The sequence below is a fragment of the uncultured Tateyamaria sp. genome (assembly GCF_947497045.1).
In the GTDB taxonomy this organism is placed as follows: Bacteria; Pseudomonadota; Alphaproteobacteria; order Rhodobacterales; family Rhodobacteraceae; genus Tateyamaria.
On sequence record NZ_CANMEU010000009.1, the window covers coordinates 88,192 to 109,182 of the forward strand.

Sequence of the window (20,991 nt, forward strand, 5' to 3'; positions counted from 1 at the left end):
CCTACTGGCCTTCGTCGTCCAAAGTCGGGCCGCCAATGTCGGTCACCAGACCAATGTTGGCAAATCCACCCGCGTTGAGGGCACCCATCACTTCCATCACCTGTGCATAGGGCACGGCCCCGTCGGCGCGCAGGAAAACGCGGTCACTGGAACGCTCGGCGGCGATCCCGCGCAGGCGGCCAATCAACTGATCGCGGGCCACGGCTGTGGTCTGGATCTGAATCTCGCCGCCCGCAGTGACGGTCACGGTCAGCGGCTCCTCCTGATCGGCGGGCAGAGCGCCCGCAGCCGTCTTGGGCAACTCGACGGGAACGCCAACGGTCAGCAAGGGGGCGGCCACCATGAAGATGATCAGCAGTACCAGCATCACATCGACAAACGGGGTCACGTTGATTTCGGCCATGGGGCGCGTACGGCTGCGCCCCCGGCCCCGACGCCCTTCCTTCTGAACGACACCTGCGCCCATGGCTAGCTGTCCAACTGACGGCTGAGGATGGTGGCGAACTCGTCCGAGAACGCCTCGTAACCGGCAATGATGCGATCACTGTCCGCACTCAACTTGTTGTAGAAAATAACCGCCGGAATGGCCGCGAGCAGACCCAGACCCGTGGCAAGCAGCGCCTCGGCAATACCGGGGGCGACGACGGCAAGGTTGGTGTTCTGCTGTTCTGCAATCTCGATAAAGGCGTTCATAATGCCGATGACGGTGCCAAACAGCCCGATAAAGGGGGCCGACGAGCCAACGGTGGCCAGCACGGTCAATCCGCCTTGCAGGCTTTCGGCCTGTTTGGTGATGGCCACATCCATGGAGCGGTCGATGCGGCTGGTCGCACCAGCAATCAGCGCGCCATCCTCGCGGTGCGAGCGTTGCCATTCGATCATTCCGGACGCGAATACCTTTTCAGAGGCCCCGCGCGGTTCCGGGCCGATCTGGTCGAACAGCGCATCCAGCGGCTCGCCAGACCAGAACGCGCGATCAAAGCGCGCCGCCTCGGATCGCGCGCGGCGATACATGATCAGTTTTTGAATGATGATGCCCCATGCCCAGAACGATGCAACGATCAACATGATCATCACCAGTTTCACGGTCAGGGTGGCACGTGCGAAAAGCGCCCACATCGAGAAATCAACCTCGTGCGCCAACGCCAGGGTGTCTGCTTCCATCTGCCTGCTCTTTGTTATGGGCCATTTTGCAGCCCTTATTGCGCTTCACCATAGGGGAACGCATCGGGGAAATCTATCACTTCGGCGTCATTTCCGCCTTATTTCGTGCGCATTGCGCGGATTTCCGCAGGAAGCCGGGTGGGTTTTCCGGCTGTTGTCATGCACGCGGCGATGACATGTGCGCGAAAAATAGGACGGCCTGCAACCTGCACTTCCTGGTCAAACACCCACCGCACGGGGCTGGTCGGCGCATGGGTGGTCACAACCTCAAGCCGGTCCCCAAGACGCGCTGCCCCCAGATAATCCGCCTCGACCCGGGTAATCACGAACACAAGGTCGCGGGCGCGCATCGCATTTTGATCCACGCCGATCTCTTCCACAATGGTTGAACGGGCGCGTTCGATGAACTTGAGGTAGTTGGCGTAATAGACCACCCCGGCCATGTCGGTATCTTCGTAAAACACAGTGATGGGAAAATGATGCGGGGTCATGGCGGGCCTGTCTCGGGGTCTGGTGTCTGGCTTGCATAGATCACGGCTTGTTGCGCTCTCGCAAGGGCCTGCGCCGCCCCTGCCCCGGTTCCTGCCGATCCATGCCTTTGCCCAAATGGTGCTTTGCGCTGGCCCTCAGCCGCGCTACCTTCACTGCAAAACAAATGAGCAGAGATTTCAAAATGACCCTGACACGCAGAACCGCACTGCTTGGCCTTGGCGCAATCAGCCTGTCGGCCTGCACCACCCCCCTGTCCACGCCCGCCTTGGGCACAGCGAGCACGCGTTCGACCACGCTGCCCGCCGATCTGCGCCCCGTACCCAACGCGGCCTATGACGCGTGGGTGACCAGCTTTCGCAGCCGCGCCGCCAGCGCCGGTATCTCGCAAGCGACCCTTGATGCCGGATTTCGTGGCACAGGCTACCTGCCCGGCGTCGTCAGGCGGGACCGCAACCAGACCGAATTCACCCGCACGCTCGAAGACTACCTTGCCATCGCCGCCTCCGACGAGCGGGTCAGCAAGGGGCGGGCCGCCTTTGCGCGCCACCGCGCGACATTACAGGCGGTCGAGGCGCGCTACGGCGTTCCGGCCAATATCGTCACCGCGATCTGGGGGCTCGAGAGCTTCTTTGGCGAACGGCGCGGCAATGTACCCGTGATCTCGGCCACATCCACGCTGGCCTTTGACGGGCGGCGCGGCGCATTCTTCGAAAAGCAACTGATCGCGGCACTGAAGATCCTGCAATCGGGGGATACCACACCGGCGCAACTTGTCGGATCATGGGCGGGGGCGATGGGGCACACGCAGTTCATCCCCACCTCTTATCAGGCCTTTGCGGTCGATTTCACCGGGGATGGGCGACGCGACATCTGGTCGGATGATCCGACCGACAGCCTTGGCTCGACAGCGGCCTATCTGCAACGCAATGGCTGGACACGCGGGCTGAAATGGGGCGGCGAAGTGGGTCAGGGCGCGCCATCCGGGTCGATAATCCAACCTCAACCGGGCGGGCCACGGTTCGCAGTCACCTCCAACTTCCGGGTGATCAAACGCTACAACAACTCGGACGCCTACGCGATCGGGGTCGGACATCTGGCGGACCGAATCGCAGGGGGCGGGCCAATTCAGGGCAGCTTCCCGCCCGACAGATTCGGGCTGACCAAAGACGACCGTGTGGCCCTACAGACACGGCTCAATGCGCGCGGGTTCGATGCTGGCAAGCCGGACGGGGTGATCGGATCGGGCAGCCGCAGCGCCATCTCGGCCTATCAGACGAGCATCGGACAGCCTGCAACGGGCGATCCCTCCCCGGCGCTGCTGCGCACGTTGGGCGGCTAGATCAAGACACCTGCCCGACGCGCGCGCTCAGGCGCAGCGCATGGGCGGCATCCTGCGCCGCAACCGGCATGGCCGGGTCATAGGCGGCGCGGATCAACGCCGCGATATCAGGGCGCAAAACTGTCGTCTCTCCCGCCACCGCCAAGGGGGAGCGGTCGCGAAACGCCATATCCGACCACAGCAAGAACGACTGCACTACCTGACTGAGCGCAAGGGTCTCCGCCGGAACCCCGCTCAGATGCGCATCCATCCGCAGAAACACGAAACAGGCCTTGATCGCGCCCGCCTCATCAAAGCGAAAGACGCGGTATTGGTTCGCCTGCGCCGCCTGCAGGCGCTCCACCAGCGGACCAAGGTCCGGCACAAGGCGATCCAGATCAGGCACCGCCAGCAACTCAGCCCAATCACTGAAAAAGAACCACATGAAGTTCGATCCCAGTTCCGGGTCCGTCTCGGCAGTGAGATGGCCTGCCAACTGGCACACGGCCTCAATCGCGCCCTTCACGACGCTCAACGTCTCGTCCTGCACACCAAAGACCACCGGAGCCAGCGGACGGCCCCATCGGGCAAACACGTAATCCCCGGACTCGCGGCGAAACAGGGCCTCGATCTGCTCAAGCTCCATCACGTCCCCTCTTCATTGTTCCAAAAAATTCGGAGAGCCCTAGGGGCCGGCCCCTCGGTCCCGTATGTCAGTCAAACAAATCGCCCCCGGATTTGGGCGGTTCGAGGCCCAGATGACGCCAGGCCCGCGGCGCGAGCATCCGGCCACGCGGGGTGCGCTGGATCAGGCCCTGCTGCAACAGATAGGGCTCGATCACTTCCTCCAGCGCATCGCGGCTTTCGCTGAGGGCCGCGCTGAGCGTTTCGACCCCAACCGGGCCACCGCCATAGTGCTCGGCTATTAACGACAGATAGCGCCGATCCGCGCCATCCAGCCCCAGATGATCAACGCCAAGCCGGGTCAGGGCCGCATCCGCCAGTGCCTGGGTCACACGGCCATCGCCATCGACCACCGCAAAGTCCACGACCCGACGCAACAGACGGCCCGCGATACGGGGCGTGCCCCGGGCGCGGCGGGCAATCTCGCGCGCACCGCCTTCATCCGCGGGGGCCCCCAGTTTGCGGGCATTGCGCTCGACAATGCTGAACAACTCGTCCTCGGTGTAAAATTGCAGCCGTGTCGGAATCCCAAAGCGGTCGCGCAGCGGCGTCGTCAACAGACCCATCCGCGTGGTCGCCCCCACCAGCGTAAAGGGCTGCAATTCGATGCGCACGGTGCGGGCCGCCGGGCCTTCGCCGATCACAAGGTCCAGTTCAAAATCCTCAAGGGCGGGATAAAGAACCTCTTCGACGACCGGGTTCAGGCGATGGATTTCATCGATAAACAACACATCACGCGCTTCAAGGTTGGTCAGGATCGCAGCCAGATCGCCCGCCTTGGCCAGCACAGGGCCTGAGGTCATGCGAAAGTTCACCCCCAACTCACGCGCCATGATCTGGGCCAGCGTCGTCTTGCCCAAACCGGGGGGGCCGTGAAACAGGGTGTGGTCCATCGCCTCTTCGCGCTGGCGGGCCGACTGGATAAAGACGCGCAGATTTGCACGGGCCTCGGCCTGCCCGACGAAATCCTCAAGCATTTGAGGACGCAGGGCGCGATCAAAGCCGCCGGCCTCGTCCTCGGGCAAGGGGGCGGGGCGCAATGTCGGGTCGGAAGCGTCAGTCATGCGTCATCTTTCATCAGGCACCCATGATACGGTGCCCATTGTAAGGCGGAGGTGTCCTGCGCCATCCCTACCCTTTCGGGGCCAGCAGTTTCAACGCAGCACGGATCAGCGCGGGCGTCTCTGCCTCTGGCGCGTCACCCGCCGCCTGCGCCACAGCCGCAGCCGCATCCGACGGGCCATAGCCCAGATTGCCCAGGGCCGACAGCGCATCCGCCTGCGCGGTGGACGGCGCGGCCTGAACAGGCACGGGTTCGATCACCTGCGTCTCGTCGGCAGGGACCTCGCCCAAGGCCTGTGCCACCGTGCCGCCCATCGCCATGACACTGGGGGCCTTGTCCTTGAGATCCAGCACGATGCGCTGCGCGATCTTGGGGCCAATGCCCTTGGCCGCCTTCACCGCGCTCCAGTCCCCAAGGGCAATCGCACGGCTGACCCCGTCAGTGCCAAGCGTGCCAAGGATCGCCAGCGCGGCCTTTGCACCAACGCCCTGCACCGACATCAGCAAGCGATGCCATTCCTTCTCGGCAAGGGTCGGAAACCCGAACAACTGCATCAGATCCTCACGCACCACGAGGTCCGTAAACAAGGCACAGGGTTGACCGACGCCGGCCAACCCCGCCATGGTGCGTTCCGAGCAATACACGAGATAACCCACACCGCGCACGTCGATCAGGACATGATCCGCCGCGCGGTAATCGATCCGGCCCGTCAGCTTGCCAATCACGCGCGCGCCCTCGCCCGGGCATCCGCACGGGCCACCGCTGCGGCAAGCCCGCCTGTCGGTGCCGCAACGGCCACCTGCCGTCCGGCACCGTGATGTGCGTGACAAATCGCAATCGCCAAGGCATCCGCCGCATCGGCGCCCGCAATTTCAACACCGGGCAATTGAACGCGCACCATATGCGCGATCTGGGCCTTGTCGGCATGGCCCACACCCACCACCGTCTTTTTCACAGCATTCGGAGCATATTCGCCCACCGCCAATCCGGCCCGAGCCGGGGCCAGCATCGCAATGCCGCGCGCCTGACCCAGTTTGAGAGTGCCGGCCCCATCCTTGTTCACAAAGGTCTGCTCGACTGCCGCCGCCTCGGGCGCATATTGGGTTATAACGGCACTCAGTTGGTCAAACAGGCTGAGCAGGCGCAGAGACAGATCATCGCCGGTGGAGTGGCAAATGCCGTTGGCCACATGGCGCAGACGTGGGCCATCCACCGCAATGATGCCCCAGCCCATGTGCCGCAAACCCGGATCAATTCCTAAAATGCGCATGATATCCTGCCCTATTGCCCACGTTTGTGGATTTTTTACCGCACTAGCACGAAAGGCGAACATCCGCCAAGGGTTAACCGCACCATGTCCGTTTGCGACATGCGCTGTTCGGGCCGCGACCAAGGCCCAATCCCGGGCAACAAAAGCGCCATCCGAAGGTCGAAAATCGACAAGGTTGCACCAAGGTTTTCACATTACATTACCGTAGGTTAACCATGAATTTCGTCATGCAGAAAACGCATAGCACGTATGATATTTCGCCGCTTGTCGCGCGTCCTCAACCTGCCTAAATGCCCAGCACATCGCCGAATGTTTCGGCACAAGAACACAAACCAAAGGACTGCTGAAATGGCTGCTTTCGACACAACCCGCCCCGTATATGGCGCTGCTCCGGTAGCAGGCCAAGTGCGTGGATATTTCTCACAGCTCGTCGCGCAAGTCGTGGCCTGGAACGATGCCCGCGTTACCCGCAATGCGCTGTTGTCGCTGACCGACCGTGAACTGGACGATATCGGGCTGAGCCGCGCTGATATCGAGGACGTTGCTCAGAACCGCTGAACCTTTCGCCGCCTTGGGCGGGAAAGATGTCCGGGAACGGATAAAAGCCGCGCCGCCCATCCGGGCCACGCGGCTTTTTCACGTCTGGTGCAGGCGTTAGCGGGTGATTGGTTCGATATAGCGGGCAATAACTTGCGTGACGGGGTCGGCGTGCATGATCCATGCGCCCCCCTGTTCCAGCAATGTGCCCTCGGCCAGTTTGGCAATCCTCTGCGTGTAGGTGCTCTCACCCAATGCGGCGAACATGAACGCCTTGAAGACAAGGAACCCAACAATAAACAGGACCATCCCTTTGACCGGGATAAACCGGGTTGGGTTGCGCCGTTTGGGGGTCACAACGATCAGACCGTCGTGACGCACCTTTGAGGTGTACCCATTGCTCATCGCAACATGCTTGCGCCCAAGGACGCTCAACCGTTTGCGGAAATCTACTTGTGTCTCAACCATGGCAGTCTCGTTAACCTTCGAAACGGCCCCCACCAGCTTCAAGTCACAAGATGTACTCAAATTGTGGCAAAATCTGGGCAATTGCGGCAAATGCGCGATAAATGCAGATCGAATTACGGCTTTTTCTGTAAGGTGAGTGTCGTCCATTCACCAATCTCTTCGCGGGCATGGATATTGTTTCCAGCCTCGGCATAAACGGCTGCGACCTCGTCCGCCTGTTCATTCAGAATCCCGGACAGAATCGCATACCCCCGAGGCATCAGGCGTGCCGTCAGGTCCGGTGCCAGAGCAATCAGCGGCCCCTTGAGGATGTTGGCAAAGATCAGATCGAAGGGACCCGCAAGCGCGTCGTGATCAAAGCCCGCCGCCTCGACCACCTGCACCCGATCCCCCATGTCATTGGCCGCCAGATTGGCCTCGGCCACCTCGACCGCCTGAATGTCGATATCGCTGGCCAGCACGGGGGCGTCCCAGATGGATGCCGCCCCCATCGCCAGCACCGCGGTGCCGCAGCCGATATCGACCACGCTTTGTCCAACGAACCCATCGGTTGCCAGCCGGTCCAGCGCCCGAAGGCAGCCCAGGGTCGTGCCGTGATGACCGGTGCCAAACGCCATCGCCGCCTCGATCAGCAGCGGGTGTTTGCCGCTTGGCACCTTGTCCGCGTCATGGCTGCCATATACGAAAAAGCGTCCCGCCTCGACCGGAGCCAGTTCGCGTTTCACATGGGCCACCCAGTCGGTTTCGGGCAGTTCGGAAACAATGAACGGTTTGGCCCCCATCGCGGTGGAGAGCAGCAACAGGGCAGTGTCGTCCGGGGCTTCGGTGAAATAGGCTCCGACCTCCCACAGGCCCGAGCCGTCTTCGACTTCGAACACCCCGATCCCGGTCGGTTCGGGGGCGAGGTTTTCAAGCGCGCGCCCAAGCGCCTCGGCGGCGGGTTTTCCGGGCAAAGTGGTCAGGGCAGTCCATGTGGGCATCAGCGTCTCCGGAATCTGTCGGCATTGGGCCAGGGGCGGCTTGGGGGCGGTGTCACATCGGTTTCCGGCCCCAGATGCGCCACATACCGCCAGCCCCATGCGGCGGCAAGGGTGCCCATAAATGCGCCTGCCAGTGCCTGCCCATAGATCACGCCCACCGCACCGAAGCCCGCAGCGAGCGAGGCCGCCGCCGGCCAGCTCAGCACCCCGTCCTTGACCCAGCCAAGCACCGCCGACCGGGTCGGTTTCCCGAGGGTGTTGAAGGCCGCATTGGCCACGAACAGCGCCCCGATAAAGATGAAACCGCCCGCTCCCACCGTGGTGAAGGCGCGCAGCACCGCCGCCCCCTGCCCGCTTAACCCGAAGGCGTCGATCACAAGCGGCGTCACGGTCCACAGAATACCCCAGGCCGCCAGCGTGTAGAGCGCACAAAAGATCAGCGCATCGCGATAGGTGCTGCGCAGCCGGTCGTATTGCCCGGCTCCGAAATTTTGCCCAAATATGCCGCCGATAGCACCGGACAGCGCAAAGATGCCGCCAAAGGCCAGCACCGTGAGACGGCCCACAACCGCCCAGGCCGCCACCGCATCATCACCGAAACGCGCCATCACGATGGTCAGGAAATAGTTGCCCGTTGGCGTGGCCAGCTGCGTGGCGATGGCGGGCAAGGCCACAACCATATAGGGCGCGAAAGTGACACGCGCACCCGCGATGGTGGGCCGCGCAATCAATCCCAACTGGCGCACGGCAAAGTACAGCGCCATGCCCATCAGGCACAGCCGGAACAGCACAAGCCCAAGTGCAGCCCCGTCGATCCCCATGCCCCACCAGAAGATGAAGATCGGGTCGAGCACCATCAGCAGCGCCCCCGAACTCAGCGTGACATACATCGCCTTGGCCCCGTAGCCCTCGGCGCGCAGCACCCCCGAGGCCACAAGCCCGATGGCCATGGGCACCAGCGAAGGCATAGTCTGGGCGAGATACCGCGCCGCGATGCGGGCCGTTTCCCCCTGCGCACCCGCCAGGGCAAGCAACTCGTGGCGCGCCAGGATCACAACCAGCGCCATGGCAGCCTGCATCAGCGCGGCAATCGCGATAGCCGCCCCCGCCTGATCGCGGGCCGCGGTGCGATCCCCCTCGCCGATCCGGCGCGATACGAGGGCCGTGGCCGCGATCATCAGCCCCACCCCGGACGAGATCGAAAAGAACTGAATCACATAGGCAAAGCCGATGGCCGCCACCAGCTGCGGATCGCCCAATTGCGAAATCCACAGCAGGTTCGCCGCATCGACCAGAAACACAAAGGTGATGCCGAACGCGCCCGTGGCCGTCATGCGCACCACATGGCCCATGGTCGAGCCGGTCAGAAAGCGCCCCTTTGCCATGTTATTCGGCAGGGGTTGCGGCGGGCGTGACGAAGCGGGTCTCGTATCCCGGCACCGGGTGACGCGGGATCATCAGCGCCAGCGTCAGTGAGATGGCGGCCATGCCCGCCGCCAGCAGAAAGACGGCACCGGGCGAGACGAGCCACAGCAACCCCAAAGGCAACGGCAGGCCCACGGCCGCGATATGGTTGATGGTGAAGGCCGCGGCCGCGGTGGGTGCGATATCCTGTGGGTCGGCAATTTTCTGAAAGTAGGTTTTCAGCGCCAGCGCCAGTCCGAAAAAGATGTGGTCAAGCACATAAAGCGTGGCCGCAACCACGATCCCCCAGCCCAGAAAATAGACCCCGCCATAGGCCAGAAACACCAGCACGAGGCCCGTGTATTCAAAGGCCAGCGCCTTGCGTTCGCCATAGACCTGCACGATGCGCCCCAAAAGCGGGGCCACCAGAATGTTGATCATCAGGTTGATCAGATAAAGTGCTGTGAGTTCATGCACCTGAAAGCCGAATTTCTCGACCATCATAAACCCCGCAAAGACCATGAAGATCTGGCGCCGCGCACCGGACATGAATTGCAAGGCATAATAAAGCCAATAGCGTTTGCGCAGCACAAATGTTTTGAGTTGCGGGGTCGGGGCCTCGAATTGCGGATAGGCAATCATCGCAAAGACGGCGATGGCGGCCGTGATCACGCCGCCCACCATGTAGACGGTGTTGTAGGTCAGACCCAACGGCTCCCACAGCAGCATGATCACCGAATAGACGAGGAAGGTCACGGTAAACCCCGCCGACATTAGCCAGCCGAGCATTTGGGGCGCGCGCTCTTTCCCGATCCATTGCAATTGCAGGGACTGGTTGACCGTTTCATAGTAGTGAAAGCCAACCGAGCTGATGAAGGTCAGGATCAGAATACCGGTCAGTTCGGGGAATTTTGCGGTCACAGCCGTCCCGAGCCCCAGCATTACAAGCGAGATCAGCCCTAGCACCTGTTCGCGCATGAACATGATCACCACGATCACCCCCACCGCCAGAAAACCCGGAATTTCACGGATCGCGTGCAGCAGCCCGATGTCGGCCCCGTCAAAATCCGCAGCCTCAACCACAAAGTTGTTCAGCAGCGCCAGCCAAACCGAAAACCCGATCGGCATCGCAAAGGCCATCAGAAACAGCAATGCGATGGGGCGACGCCACGCAGGCAGTTGGCGTGCATCGGCAAGGGGGACAAGACGGGCCATGGGTCTGCTCTACGCCTTTTGGGGCAGTCTGGCGAGTGGCGATATCTGCGCAGTACATGTGCACGCCAACCGGGCGCGTGTGACTGAGGTCGGTGCCTCCGGCGGAGGTATCTTTGGTGAAAGGAAGTTGGGAGTTCTGCGCAAGGATCGGGTTGAGTGTTGGTGCGATCTTGCCTGATAGTGGTGTCCATGAAGCTGCGCGATATCCAGACTCAATTCGGGGCACTGACCCTGACCGAAGACAAGGGCGCGATTGTACGTCTGAGTTGGGGGGTGTCGGGATCCAAGGAACGCTCGGACGTGCTGGATGCGGCGGCCCGGCAATTGGCCGAATATGATGCAGGCACCCGCGAGCAGTTTGATTTGCCCCTGGCTGTGGGGGGATCACAGTTGCAGCGCGATGTGTGTACAGCGATGTCTGCGATTCCGTTTGGATATACGGTGACTTATGGCGATATCGCCAAGGAGTTGGGCGTGCCCGCCCAGGCAATCGGTCAGGCCTGCGGCGGCAATCCCATTCCGATCATCATTCCCTGCCACCGTGTGATGGGCGCAAAAGGTCTGACCGGGTTTTCGGGGGCGGGCGGCGTTGAAACCAAGGTCGCCCTGCTGCGCCATGAGCGTGCGGGCGGCTATCTGATCTAGCGCGCGGTAGGGATCAATTGCTGGGCCAGCCCCGCAAACACCAGATAGACCGACGTGATCACCAGCCCCCAATGCGCCCAGCTTTCGGGATGGAAATCGACCCACGCGGCCCAACCGGCAAAGAACGTCCAGGCCAGGGCCATCGGCAATGTCAGCATCCGCCAGCGTTCCGTACGCACGGGGTGCACAAACTTGATCGGCAGGAACATCCCCACCGCCAGCACACTGACCAGTGCAAGACTGACCCAGAAATTGGGTTCCAGCGCAAAGATAACCAGGACCACCATATTCCAGCATCCCGGAAAGCCAGAGAATGAATTGTCCTTTGTTTTCATGCGGGTGTCCGCAAAGTACATGGCCGAGGCAAAGGTGATCAGGATGATTGCGACCCAGCCTGTCCAGCCCGCCATCAGCCCCGATGCAAACAGTGCAAAGGCGGGAATGAACACATAGGTCAGGTAGTCGATGATCAGATCGAGCAGCACGCCATCAAATTCCGGCGCGTTGGTTTTCACATCATATTTGCGTGCAAGCGGTCCATCGATCCCGTCCACAAAGAAAGCCACCACCAGCCACAGGAACATCAAATCCCATTTGGCTTGTACTGCCGCCAGCATGGCCAGCATCGCAAATACGGCACCTGTGGCGGTCAATAAGTGAACGGCAAGTGCGCGCATCTGAACAGTCATGGTGCCCTCATTATCTATCTGAGGCAGGCTTGCAAATGCAAAACCGCGCCGAAGGTGCACCCGGCGCGGCTGTGTCTCGCAGTAAAAGAGGGTTTATTGCCCCAGACGGACCTCTGGGACCGGATAGCCCAGAAAATCCTGTGCTTCCCATCCGGCATGGCAGTCATGGCAGAAGGATTGCTTGATCTTCATCACCTTGCCGTTGGGTTGCAGGCCCGCATAGAGCCAGCCTGCCGTATCAGGGGCCTCGTCCAAGCCCACTTTGGTCATAATAAAGAGCGGCCCCGGGCGCGCGGCCTTTTTCTTGATCGACACGGTGATCGATTCCTTGGCCAGCACGGACCCGATCGGCATTTCAACGCCTTCTTCCTCGAACTTGAGGTACTGTTCGGCGGCCACATCATTGGCATATGTGTTCAACAGCCGGTTGCCATGCGGTCCGGCCACGGCAGGACGCGATGCGGTGGCAGCCCAACTGCGATAGTTGGTCGCGATTTCGTCGCCCTCTTTGGCATAGCCCGTGGCCATCTTTTCCTGAAGGCATTCGTAAAGGCCATCGATCTGCGCTTCGGTCAGATCAAAGGCATCCTCGACGGTGATAGCGGTGCAGTCCTGGGCGCTTGCAGCCCCTGCTGTCAGCGTCAACGCTGCGGCCATCGCAAATTTACGGATCATATGGTATCCCCTAGATAGTGGTGTGGTGTCCCGAATGTGCGGTGGAATACCGCGGTTCACCTCTGCCACAGACGGGGACAAATGGCGCATCACCTTGATGCACGTTTACGTGAGTGCGCCACGCGCGCGCAGGCCGCGTGCGCCCTATGCCTTGGCCCTATGCCTTGGGATGGGCACGGGCGTAGACATCCATCAGCCGGGCGGTGTCCACAGCCGTGTAGGCCTGGGTTGTGGACAGTGAGGCATGCCCCAGAAGTTCCTGGATCGCGCGCAGATCGCCGCCCGCGTTCAGCAGATGCGTGGCAAAGCTGTGGCGCATCGCGTGGGGTGTGGCCGAGGCGGGCAGCCCCAGTTGCATCCGCGCGGATGCCATCGCCTTCTGAATGGCGCGCGGGGCCAAGGCTCCGCCCCGGATTGCCCGGAACAAGGGCCCGTCATCCGGCAAATCGTAAGGGCAGCCCGCGATATAGGCGTCAACGGCCTGCCGGGCGGCGTCGATCACCGGCACGATCCGTTCCTTGCCACCCTTGCCGGTGATCCGCATCACTTGGGGCAGCGGTGCATCCGAGCCTTGCAGGCTCAGCGCTTCGGATATGCGCAACCCGCAGCCCCAGAGCAAGGTCAGCACAGCCGTGTCGCGCAGGCCCACCCATGGTTGCGTGGATTGCAGCGGCGCGATCTCAAGCAAATCGCGCGCCGCCTCTTCGGCCAGCGGGCGGGGCAGCTTCTTGGTGAACTTGGGCGCGCGGGTGCTGAGGACTGCTGTCGGCTCAAACCCTTCACGCTGGCTGAGCCATTTGTAAAACGCCTTGACCGCGGACAGCTTGCGCGCCAGCGAGCGTGGCCCCACCTCGCCGGACCGCGTACGCGCCATCCATGCCCGCATGTCTCGTGTCGTGATTCGCGCCAGCGCGCCAAGGCCCTGGGTCTGGCCCGAATGGTCGGTCATAAAGGTCAGAAATTCGGTGATATCGCCGCCATAGGCCAGTACCGTGTTGTCCGCCGCCCCTTTGATACTGCGCTGATGCGCCAGAAACGTCTCCAGCGCGTCGCGGGCAGCAGCGGATATCAGGCTCATCCCAACCAGCGCCGCATGGCCCGTTCAAACACGCCTGCGAAAAAGGCCAGCAAGTCCGTGCCCTGTTGAGGGCCAAACATGTGCGGGTCTTCGGCCCCCATGACCAGCAGGCCCGGCAAACGCCCATCACCAAAGTCGAGCTTGAGGCAGGCCTCGGACCGGATCCAGCTGCCGTCATTGCCATAAACGGCCGTATCGGCATCCTGCACCTGGCGCAAAGTGACCTGGCGCACCGCACCACCACGCCCTTGGGTCAGGTAGTCATCGATAAAGCCTGGCTCAACAGCCGTAAGCACATCGCCGAGGCGTTTCACAGCCGGATCATTGTCGTTCTGCACCGATTCAAGCAGCAGCTTGACCGCATCGACCCGCAGGATTTCGGCCACTTCGCCGCCCAGATCGCGCAAGAACGCTTCGAACTCCAGCGGGTCAAGCATCCGCAATATCGCACGGTGGATTTGATTGGTGCCCGCAAGATTTTCGTAAGCCGCCGCAATGACCGAACGATGCGTATCCTCAAGGCGATCAAGCCGCGCCTCAAGCCGTTCCATCGCCAGCCCACGCAGATCGACGATGTTGCCACCCATCGCACGTTCGTTTGCGGCGATCAGGGCGTGCATCAGATCCTTGTCGTCCAGGATTACGTCCGGACGGCTAATAATCGCCTCACGCAGGGCGTCATCAATCTTGGGTTGGCTGCTCATACCGTACTCATATTTATTTTGGGCATGTTCTAGCACATCGCCTCCCGGAAATCTGCCCCGAACTTGGATGAATTGGCCGCAATGGGCGCGCTGTTGCCGGCGCGCGTCAGGCACGGGGAAGTTGTATCGCGTTCTCCCCGTGATGGAGAGCGCGGCACCTGCCATATCCGCCCCATGACACAGACACCGCTCGCTGCCACTCACGGAGGGGATCCAAGGATTTTTCCATTGGATCCCCAAGCATTGCGCGTGTTGCTAAGGCGGGCCGGAAATACCTGAATTTACAGAATTTTCTGACCCGTCTTGGCCCAGTCCTTCATAAACTGGTCAAGGCCCGCATTGGTCAACGGGTGCCCCGCCAGCTTCTTGATGACCTCGGGCGGCGCGGTGATCACGTCGGCCCCGATCATGGCGCATTGGGTGATGTGCCCGACCGAGCGGATCGAGGCCGCCAGGATCTCGGTTTCAAACCCATAGTTGTCATAAATGGTGCGGATATCTTCAATCAGGTCCATGCCATCGATGTGGATATCGTCCAGACGTCCGATAAAGGGCGAGATGAACGAGGCCCCCGCCTTGGCCGCCAGCAGCGCCTGATTGGCCGAGAAACACAAGGTCACATTGACCATTTTGCCTTCACCCGTCAGCACTTTGCACGCCTTGAGACCATCCCATGTCAGCGGCAGCTTCACAGTGATGTTGTCGGCGATTTCGGCCAGCTTGCGCCCTTCGGCAATCATCGCGTCTGCCTCCAGCGCGACCACTTCGGCACTCACGGGGCCGTCAACCAGATCGCAGATTTCCTTGGTGACTTCGAGGATATCCCGGCCCGATTTCAGGATAAGCGAGGGGTTGGTCGTGACCCCGTCCACCATTCCCAGATCGTTGAGTTCTGCGATGGCGTCAATCTCGGCTGTATCGACAAAGAATTTCATGTGCGGCCCCTCTTGATGGCTTGGCGTTTGCTCAGGCAGCGTTTACCTCATGGCGGGTGATGCTGAAACCCCCTGATACCGTGGCCGCACCATGAGCCTTTCGTTTTTTGACGAAGGTGCGTTGGTGGCCGTGCTGACCACGCAACCGCTGGACCGGGCGCTGGATTACAAAGCGCCCGAAGGCGGCTGCCATCTGGGTGCATTTGTCGAAGTGCCCTTGGGCCCGCGCAAGGTGATCGGCGTGGTGTGGGGGCCGGGCAAGGGCGACTATGACTATACCAAGGTCCGCCCGGTGATCCGGGTGCTGGACGTGGCCCCGATGCGGCTGGAAATGCGGGAGTTTCTGAGCAAGGCTGCGGCCTATACCCTCACCCCGATGCCGGCGATGCTGCGCCTTGCCACCCGCGCCCCCGGCCTTGGCGATCCGCCATCGATGCGCAAGATCTATCGCCGTGGCCCATCCGAGCCAGACCGGATGACCGATGCGCGCGCCCGCGTCTTGGATTTTCTCGCCGAATACGGCGATCTGGCATTTACGTTGAAAGAGCTGGCGGAACTCTCCGGCGTCACCTCCTCAGTCATCAAGGGGTTGGTCAAACACGGTGCCGTCGCCGAAGAGGACAGCCCCCGCGACCTGCCCTTTCCACCTCTTGACCCCGAACGCCCCTCAAAAGAGTTGACCACCGATCAGGCCCATGCGGCGGATGTGATCGGATCCGCTGTCGCCTCGGGCAATTACGGCACAACCTTGCTGCGCGGTGTGACCGGGTCGGGCAAGACCGAAGTCTATCTTGAGGCCGTCGCCGCCTGCCTGCGCGTGGGCCGTCAGGCGCTGGTCTTGCTGCCCGAGATTGCGCTAACGGCAGAGTTCCTCACGCGGGTCGAAGCCCGGTTCGGTGCCCGCCCTGCCGAGTGGCATTCCGGGGCGACCATGACCGAGCGCCGCCGCATCTGGCGCATGGTCGGACAGGGGCAGGCGCAGCTTGTGATCGGGGCACGCTCGGCCCTGTTTCTGCCCTATCAGAACCTCGGGCTGATCGTCGTGGATGAAGAACACGACACCTCCTACAAGCAGGAAGACGGGGTGCTGTATAATGCGCGCGATATGGCCGTGCTGCGCGCCTCGCTGCTTGGCGCGCAGGTGGTGTTGGCCTCGGCCACGCCATCGCTTGAAAGCTGGGCCAATGCCGAAAGCGGCAAATACACCCGCCTTGATCTTGAGGCCCGGTTTGGTCCTGCCGTCATGCCCACGATGCAGACCATCGACATGCGGACTGAGACGTTGCCCTCAAACCGGTGGGTATCTGACACGCTGAAACGCGCCGTTGATCAGCGCCTTGAAGCGGGCGAGCAGGCGATGCTGTTTCTGAACCGGCGAGGCTATGCCCCCATCACGCTCTGTCGCGCCTGCGGTCATCAGGTGGGCTGCGATCAGTGCGACGCGCGGATGGTCGAGCACCGGTTCCTGAAACGCCTCATGTGCCATCAATGCGGCGAGACGAAGCCGATGCCGACCACCTGCCCCTCTTGCGAGGCCGAGGACCGCATGGCCCCTGTTGGCCCTGGTGTCGAGCGGCTTGGCGAAGAGGCGGCAGCCCTGTTTCCCGATGCCCGCGTGGCGGTGCTGAGTTCGGACATGTACGGGTCGGCTCGCGCGCTGAAGGCCGAGATCGAGAGCATCGCGGCGGGCGGTGCGGACGTGGTGATCGGCACGCAGCTGGTCGCCAAGGGGCACAACTTTCCCAACCTGACCCTCGTGGGGGTGATCGATGCCGATCTGGGCTTGCAAGGCTCGGATCTGCGCGCCGCCGAGCGAACGTTTCAGCTGATGCGCCAGGTCGCAGGTCGTGCCGGGCGTGCCGAGAAACCGGGCACGGCGATGATGCAGACTTTTCAACCCGAACACCCCGTGATCCGCGCCATTCTGGCGGGGGATGAGGAAGGGTTCTGGCGCGCCGAAGCCGCCGAGCGCGAGGCGGCAGGCGTGCCGCCCTATGGGCGCATGGCGGGGATCATCCTGAGCGGGCCGGATGTGGCGCAGGTGTTCGATGCGGCGAATATTCTGGCACGCAACGCACAGGCGCTCACCCGCGTGGGGGCGCAAGTGTTCGGCCCCGCCCCCGCCCCCATCGCGCGGGTGCGCGGACGGCACCGGGTGCGATTGCTGGTCAAGGCGGGCAAGGGTGTGGCGCTGCAAGGCGCGATCGCGCAGTGGATCGCGCCGCTGAAGCTGAAAGGGGACCTGCGACTGGCCGTCGATATTGACCCGCAGAGTTTTTACTAGCGGCGTGATCCGAAGACCAGTTCTCAGGACGAAACAGGACCTGACGGCAAACCAAGACGAATGGGGCCCTTGGTCAAAGGCACCGAGACAGGCGCGCCTTTCTGCGTCACGCTAACCTGACCCGCATCGGCAAGGGCTTGGGCGACACGTCTGACGTGGGGCATCAACGCGCGCCAGTCTTGTGGCGACAGGCTGCGTGCCACCTCCGAGGGGCAGATGGTCTTCCCTACCCCTCGCCGCACAACTGCGTCCAAAATGGCCGCTTGGATATGCTGATCATCCGTCATGGTAAGGCGGAGGTGTCCTCCGCCTAGGCCAGCGCCGCCTCGCAGCGTCCACATACGCCGTCATGGGCGTGTGTGCCCACATCCGGCAACACCTTCCAACATCGGGCGCATTTGTCGCCACGCGCCTTTTCGAACACCACCGCGATGCCGGGCGTTTCGGGCATGCGGAAGGCCTCTGCGGGTGCCGGATCGGTTGTGATCGCGATTTGCGAGGTGATGCAGATGTCGTGGAACGGCAGGGCACGCAGGGTCTCTGCCAGATCCGCATCCTCGATATGGACCACCGGTGCCGCTTCAAGCGAGGCCCCGATCACCTTGTCCGTCCGCTGGATTTCCAGCGCCGCCGTCACCACACGCCGCGCATTGCGGATGCCCGCCCATTTGACCGCCAGCGCCTCATTACGCCAAGCGGCAGACATTTCGGGAATGTCCACCAGGTGCACCGAACTGTCCCCACCCGGGAAGCGTTCGAGCCACACCTCCTCCATCGTAAAGACGAGGACCGGGGCAAGCCATGTGGTCAGCCGATGGAACAGAATATCGAGAACAGTGCGCGCACTGCGCCGCTCAACCGTGTCCCCATCGCAATAAAGCGCATCCTTGCGCACGTCGAAATAGAAGGCCGACAGATCCACGGTCGCAAAGGTGAACACCGCCGAAAACACCCGCTGGAAATCAAACGCACCGTAGCCTTCACGCACCACTTCATCCAACTCCGCAAGCCGGTGCAACACCCACCGTTCCAACTCGGGCATGTCCGCGGGATCCGTACGGTCCGCCTCGGTAAAGTCGTTCAGCGAGCCAAGCATATAGCGCATCGTGTTGCGCAAACGGCGATAGCTGTCTGCCACACCTTTCAGGATTTCCGGCCCGATCCGCTGGTCGGCGGTATAGTCCGTTTGCGCCACCCAAAGGCGCAGGATGTCGGCGCCGTATTGCTTGACCACTTCCTCGGGCACGATGGTGTTGCCGATGGATTTGGACATCTTCATGCCCTTGGCATCCAGCGTAAACCCATGCGTCACCACATTGCGATAAGGCGCGCGCCCCGTGGTGCCGACCGATTGCAGAAGCGACGAGTGGAACCAGCCGCGGTGCTGGTCGGTGCCTTCCATGTAGACGTCGGCAATCCCGTCCTCCGTCCCGTCTTCGCGATCCCGCAGGGTGAACGCGTGGGTCGAGCCGGAATCGAACCAAACATCAAGAATATCCGTCACTTGCTCATAATCATCCGGGTTCACAATCCCTTCAAGATAGCGTTGCTTGGCCCCCTCTTCATACCATGCATCCGCCCCTTCGGCCTCGAAAGACGAAGTGATCCGCCGGTTGACCTGCGGGTTGCGCAGCAGGAAATCATCGTCCGTCGGCAGCGCGCCCTTTTTGGTGAAACAGGTCAGCGGCACACCCCAAGCGCGTTGGCGCGACAGCACCCAGTCGGGGCGCGCCTCCATCATGGAATGGAGCCGGTTGCGCCCCGATTTCGGCGTCCAGTTGACGTTGTCAATCTCGGTCAGGGCCCGTTCGCGGATGGTGGTGCCATGCTGATCCATTCCATCGCCGACAGGCTTGTCGATGGCCGCGAACCATTGTGGGGTATTGCGGTAGATCACCGGCGCTTTAGAGCGCCAGGAATGCGGGTAGGAATGGGTGATCTTGCCCCGCGCGAGCAGCCCGCCGACCTCGGCGAGTTTGTCGATGATGGCGGCGTTCGCGTTGCCCTCCTTGCCATTGGGCTTCAGGATCGCCTTGCCGCCAAAGAACGGCAGATCATCGCGGAACCGCCCGTCAGGGTTCACATTGTAGGTGATGACCTGTTCGAGCATGCCCAGATCACGGTAAAGCTCATATTCCTCAAGACCATGGGACGGGGCGCAGTGGACAAAGCCTGTGCCTTCAGTGTCGGTCACGAAATCGGCGGCGCGGAAGTCGCGGATGTCGTCCCATGTGCCATCGCTCCCCTCGGCCCCGTTCAAGGGGTGGGTCAGCGTGATCCGGGCCAGATCCTCGTTGGTCACATCGCACAGGCGGCGATACATCGTCGCATCAAGGCGCGCGCGGCTCATCACATCCGCCGCCAGATTGTCGGCAAGGATGAACCGCTCGCCGATCCGGGCCCAGCATTCTTCAGGGCGACCAGTCACCTCATACAGGCCGTAAGAGATGTCGCTACCATACACGACTGCCTTGTTCGATGGCATGGTCCATGGCGTTGTTGTCCAGATCACCACTTTGGCGCTGTCGAGTGTGGCGTCGCCCGTACCGACCACCTGGAACTTCACCCAGATCGTGAAACTGTCCTTGTCGTGATACTCGACCTCAGCCTCGGCCAGCGCCGTCTGCTCAACCGGCGACCACATCACAGGCTTGGACCCCTGATAGAGGGTCCCGTTCATCAGGAACTTCATAAACTCTTCGGCAATCACCCGCTCAGCATGGAAATCCATGGTGAGATATGGCTGATCCCAATTGCCCGTGATCCCTAAACGCTTGAACTCCTCGCGCTGGATATCGACCCAACCGGCGGCAAAATCACGGCACTCAGCGCGGAACTCATTGATCGGCACGTCATCCTTGTCGCGGCCCTTCTTGCGGTACTGCTCTTCGATCTTCCACTCGATGGGCAGCCCGTGACAGTCCCATCCGGGGATATAGCGCGCATCGCGGCCCATCATCTGATGCGAGCGTACGATCATGTCCTTGATGGTCTTGTTCAGCGCATGGCCGATGTGCAGGTGCCCGTTGGCATAAGGCGGGCCGTCATGCAGGGTGAACGGTGTGCGCGCGCCATCGGCCTGCACAGCCTTCTCGCGCAGACGGTCATAGACCCCGATCCGCGCCCACCGCTCCAGCCACTCCGGCTCGCGCTTGGGCAATCCTGCACGCATGGGAAAGTCGGTCTTGGGCAGGTTCAGGGTGGATTTGTATTCGGGCGTATCGGCGCACATGGGTGGCGTCCTTTGTCGGTCGTTACGGCAGGTTTTTGTGGCGGCGGTGCGAAGCGTCTCAGACACCTTGACCCGGCGGCTCGTGATTTGCTCAGAGCGCCGGGGATATAATTCGCTGAATGATGGATATAGGCATCATGTGGGCCTTATAGGC

22 protein-coding genes are annotated in these 20,991 nt (G+C 62.0%); 4 read left to right on the forward strand and 18 right to left on the reverse strand.

What is annotated here, in order from left to right:
* Position 1: 1 nt before the first annotated feature.
* The 3 genes from tolR to Q0859_RS16560 form a co-directional block, all read right to left on the reverse strand.
* The gene (gene tolR / locus Q0859_RS16550; RefSeq protein WP_299153220.1) at positions 2 to 466 is read right to left on the reverse strand and encodes a protein TolR; all 465 of its coding nucleotides are present in this window, start codon (positions 464 to 466) and stop codon (positions 2 to 4) included.
* 2 nt (positions 467 to 468) lie between these two features.
* A complete protein-coding gene (tolQ, locus tag Q0859_RS16555; RefSeq protein ID WP_299153222.1) occupies positions 469 to 1,164 on the reverse strand; it encodes a protein TolQ in 696 nt (231 codons plus the stop codon).
* A gap of 98 nt (positions 1,165 to 1,262) precedes the next feature.
* The gene (locus tag Q0859_RS16560) at positions 1,263 to 1,655 is read right to left on the reverse strand and encodes a YbgC/FadM family acyl-CoA thioesterase (RefSeq protein WP_299153223.1); all 393 of its coding nucleotides are present in this window, start codon (positions 1,653 to 1,655) and stop codon (positions 1,263 to 1,265) included.
* Between the two features lie 182 nt (positions 1,656 to 1,837).
* Here Q0859_RS16560 and Q0859_RS16565 point away from each other — a divergent pair, with 182 nt between their 5' ends.
* On the forward strand, positions 1,838 to 2,995 hold the full coding sequence (locus tag Q0859_RS16565) for a lytic murein transglycosylase (protein ID WP_299153394.1): 1,158 nt from the start codon (positions 1,838 to 1,840) through the stop codon (positions 2,993 to 2,995).
* A gap of 1 nt (position 2,996) precedes the next feature.
* On the opposite strand, the gene Q0859_RS16570 is transcribed toward Q0859_RS16565, so the two are convergent.
* The 4 genes from Q0859_RS16570 to ruvC form a co-directional block, all read right to left on the reverse strand.
* Positions 2,997 to 3,620 carry a hypothetical protein gene (locus Q0859_RS16570; RefSeq protein ID WP_299153225.1) on the reverse strand — a complete coding sequence of 208 codons (624 nt, stop codon included), beginning with the start codon at positions 3,618 to 3,620 and terminating at the stop codon, positions 2,997 to 2,999.
* A 67-nt stretch (positions 3,621 to 3,687) separates the two neighbouring features.
* Positions 3,688 to 4,722 (reverse strand): Holliday junction branch migration DNA helicase RuvB, encoded by a 1,035-nt coding sequence (ruvB, locus tag Q0859_RS16575; protein ID WP_299153227.1) that lies wholly within the window; start codon positions 4,720 to 4,722, stop codon positions 3,688 to 3,690.
* A gap of 67 nt (positions 4,723 to 4,789) precedes the next feature.
* Positions 4,790 to 5,446 carry a Holliday junction branch migration protein RuvA gene (gene ruvA / locus Q0859_RS16580; protein ID WP_299153229.1) on the reverse strand — a complete coding sequence of 219 codons (657 nt, stop codon included), beginning with the start codon at positions 5,444 to 5,446 and terminating at the stop codon, positions 4,790 to 4,792.
* On the reverse strand, positions 5,443 to 5,991 hold the full coding sequence (gene ruvC, locus Q0859_RS16585; protein WP_299153232.1) for a crossover junction endodeoxyribonuclease RuvC: 549 nt from the start codon (positions 5,989 to 5,991) through the stop codon (positions 5,443 to 5,445). The genes ruvA and ruvC overlap by 4 nt, the downstream gene beginning before the upstream one ends.
* A gap of 348 nt (positions 5,992 to 6,339) precedes the next feature.
* Here ruvC and Q0859_RS16590 point away from each other — a divergent pair, with 348 nt between their 5' ends.
* Entirely contained in the window at positions 6,340 to 6,549 is a 210-nt protein-coding gene (locus Q0859_RS16590; RefSeq protein ID WP_299153235.1) for a DUF1127 domain-containing protein, read from the forward strand.
* 96 nt (positions 6,550 to 6,645) lie between these two features.
* Here Q0859_RS16590 and Q0859_RS16595 read toward each other — a convergent pair whose 3' ends face one another.
* From Q0859_RS16595 to Q0859_RS16610, 4 genes are all read right to left on the reverse strand, one after another.
* Positions 6,646 to 6,996 carry a hypothetical protein gene (locus Q0859_RS16595; protein ID WP_299153238.1) on the reverse strand — a complete coding sequence of 117 codons (351 nt, stop codon included), beginning with the start codon at positions 6,994 to 6,996 and terminating at the stop codon, positions 6,646 to 6,648.
* A 113-nt stretch (positions 6,997 to 7,109) separates the two neighbouring features.
* A complete protein-coding gene (locus tag Q0859_RS16600; RefSeq protein WP_299153240.1) occupies positions 7,110 to 7,976 on the reverse strand; it encodes a 50S ribosomal protein L11 methyltransferase in 867 nt (288 codons plus the stop codon).
* The gene (locus Q0859_RS16605; protein WP_299153242.1) at positions 7,976 to 9,361 is read right to left on the reverse strand and encodes an MATE family efflux transporter; all 1,386 of its coding nucleotides are present in this window, start codon (positions 9,359 to 9,361) and stop codon (positions 7,976 to 7,978) included. Before Q0859_RS16605 ends, Q0859_RS16600 begins: the two co-directional genes overlap by 1 nt.
* 1 nt (position 9,362) lies before the next feature.
* Entirely contained in the window at positions 9,363 to 10,595 is a 1,233-nt protein-coding gene (locus Q0859_RS16610; RefSeq protein ID WP_299153243.1) for an MFS transporter, read from the reverse strand.
* Positions 10,596 to 10,784: 189 nt separating this feature from the next.
* Here Q0859_RS16610 and Q0859_RS16615 point away from each other — a divergent pair, with 189 nt between their 5' ends.
* Complete coding sequence (locus Q0859_RS16615; RefSeq protein ID WP_299153397.1) at positions 10,785 to 11,240, forward strand: methylated-DNA--[protein]-cysteine S-methyltransferase; 456 nt, start codon at positions 10,785 to 10,787, stop codon at positions 11,238 to 11,240.
* Here the strand turns inward: Q0859_RS16615 and Q0859_RS16620 are convergent.
* From Q0859_RS16620 to fsa, 5 genes are all read right to left on the reverse strand, one after another.
* A complete protein-coding gene (locus Q0859_RS16620; RefSeq protein WP_299153245.1) occupies positions 11,237 to 11,929 on the reverse strand; it encodes a CDP-alcohol phosphatidyltransferase family protein in 693 nt (230 codons plus the stop codon). The genes Q0859_RS16615 and Q0859_RS16620 overlap by 4 nt on opposite strands.
* Positions 11,930 to 12,022: 93 nt before the next feature.
* Entirely contained in the window at positions 12,023 to 12,604 is a 582-nt protein-coding gene (locus Q0859_RS16625) for a cytochrome P460 family protein (protein ID WP_299153247.1), read from the reverse strand.
* Positions 12,605 to 12,761: 157 nt separating this feature from the next.
* Positions 12,762 to 13,682 carry a tyrosine recombinase XerC gene (locus Q0859_RS16630; RefSeq protein WP_299153249.1) on the reverse strand — a complete coding sequence of 307 codons (921 nt, stop codon included), beginning with the start codon at positions 13,680 to 13,682 and terminating at the stop codon, positions 12,762 to 12,764.
* Positions 13,679 to 14,386 carry a DUF484 family protein gene (locus Q0859_RS16635; protein WP_299153253.1) on the reverse strand — a complete coding sequence of 236 codons (708 nt, stop codon included), beginning with the start codon at positions 14,384 to 14,386 and terminating at the stop codon, positions 13,679 to 13,681. Before Q0859_RS16635 ends, Q0859_RS16630 begins: the two co-directional genes overlap by 4 nt.
* Positions 14,387 to 14,667: 281 nt before the next feature.
* Positions 14,668 to 15,321 (reverse strand): fructose-6-phosphate aldolase, encoded by a 654-nt coding sequence (gene fsa, locus Q0859_RS16640; protein ID WP_299153255.1) that lies wholly within the window; start codon positions 15,319 to 15,321, stop codon positions 14,668 to 14,670.
* Between the two features lie 91 nt (positions 15,322 to 15,412).
* Here fsa and Q0859_RS16645 point away from each other — a divergent pair, with 91 nt between their 5' ends.
* Complete coding sequence (locus Q0859_RS16645; protein ID WP_299153256.1) at positions 15,413 to 17,605, forward strand: primosomal protein N'; 2,193 nt, start codon at positions 15,413 to 15,415, stop codon at positions 17,603 to 17,605.
* A 23-nt stretch (positions 17,606 to 17,628) separates the two neighbouring features.
* Here the strand turns inward: Q0859_RS16645 and Q0859_RS16650 are convergent, their stop codons facing one another.
* A complete protein-coding gene (locus tag Q0859_RS16650; RefSeq protein WP_366523215.1) occupies positions 17,629 to 17,946 on the reverse strand; it encodes a DUF3253 domain-containing protein in 318 nt (105 codons plus the stop codon).
* Positions 17,916 to 20,837 carry an isoleucine--tRNA ligase gene (ileS, locus tag Q0859_RS16655; protein WP_299153261.1) on the reverse strand — a complete coding sequence of 974 codons (2,922 nt, stop codon included), beginning with the start codon at positions 20,835 to 20,837 and terminating at the stop codon, positions 17,916 to 17,918. The genes Q0859_RS16650 and ileS overlap by 31 nt, the downstream gene beginning before the upstream one ends.
* Between the last annotated feature and the right edge of the window lie 154 nt (positions 20,838 to 20,991).

Coding starts and splice junctions, on each gene's coding strand:
- tolQ (WP_299153222.1), bottom strand. CDS start 1,164: ATGGAAGCAGACACCCTGGCGTTGGCGCACGAGGTTGATTTCTCGATG.
- Q0859_RS16595 (WP_299153238.1), bottom strand. CDS start 6,996: ATGGTTGAGACACAAGTAGATTTCCGCAAACGGTTGAGCGTCCTTGGG.
- tolR (WP_299153220.1), bottom strand. CDS start 466: ATGGGCGCAGGTGTCGTTCAGAAGGAAGGGCGTCGGGGCCGGGGGCGC.
- Q0859_RS16645 (WP_299153256.1), top strand. CDS start 15,413: ATGAGCCTTTCGTTTTTTGACGAAGGTGCGTTGGTGGCCGTGCTGACC.
- Q0859_RS16620 (WP_299153245.1), bottom strand. CDS start 11,929: ATGACTGTTCAGATGCGCGCACTTGCCGTTCACTTATTGACCGCCACA.
- ileS (WP_299153261.1), bottom strand. CDS start 20,837: ATGTGCGCCGATACGCCCGAATACAAATCCACCCTGAACCTGCCCAAG.
- Q0859_RS16630 (WP_299153249.1), bottom strand. CDS start 13,682: ATGAGCCTGATATCCGCTGCTGCCCGCGACGCGCTGGAGACGTTTCTG.
- Q0859_RS16610 (WP_299153243.1), bottom strand. CDS start 10,595: ATGGCCCGTCTTGTCCCCCTTGCCGATGCACGCCAACTGCCTGCGTGG.
- Q0859_RS16635 (WP_299153253.1), bottom strand. CDS start 14,386: ATGAGCAGCCAACCCAAGATTGATGACGCCCTGCGTGAGGCGATTATT.
- ruvC (WP_299153232.1), bottom strand. CDS start 5,991: ATGCGCATTTTAGGAATTGATCCGGGTTTGCGGCACATGGGCTGGGGC.
- Q0859_RS16565 (WP_299153394.1), top strand. CDS start 1,838: ATGACCCTGACACGCAGAACCGCACTGCTTGGCCTTGGCGCAATCAGC.
- Q0859_RS16615 (WP_299153397.1), top strand. CDS start 10,785: ATGAAGCTGCGCGATATCCAGACTCAATTCGGGGCACTGACCCTGACC.
- Q0859_RS16560 (WP_299153223.1), bottom strand. CDS start 1,655: ATGACCCCGCATCATTTTCCCATCACTGTGTTTTACGAAGATACCGAC.
- Q0859_RS16605 (WP_299153242.1), bottom strand. CDS start 9,361: ATGGCAAAGGGGCGCTTTCTGACCGGCTCGACCATGGGCCATGTGGTG.
- Q0859_RS16600 (WP_299153240.1), bottom strand. CDS start 7,976: ATGCCCACATGGACTGCCCTGACCACTTTGCCCGGAAAACCCGCCGCC.
- Q0859_RS16570 (WP_299153225.1), bottom strand. CDS start 3,620: ATGGAGCTTGAGCAGATCGAGGCCCTGTTTCGCCGCGAGTCCGGGGAT.
- Q0859_RS16650 (WP_366523215.1), bottom strand. CDS start 17,946: ATGTGGACGCTGCGAGGCGGCGCTGGCCTAGGCGGAGGACACCTCCGC.
- Q0859_RS16590 (WP_299153235.1), top strand. CDS start 6,340: ATGGCTGCTTTCGACACAACCCGCCCCGTATATGGCGCTGCTCCGGTA.
- Q0859_RS16625 (WP_299153247.1), bottom strand. CDS start 12,604: ATGATCCGTAAATTTGCGATGGCCGCAGCGTTGACGCTGACAGCAGGG.
- fsa (WP_299153255.1), bottom strand. CDS start 15,321: ATGAAATTCTTTGTCGATACAGCCGAGATTGACGCCATCGCAGAACTC.
- ruvB (WP_299153227.1), bottom strand. CDS start 4,722: ATGACTGACGCTTCCGACCCGACATTGCGCCCCGCCCCCTTGCCCGAG.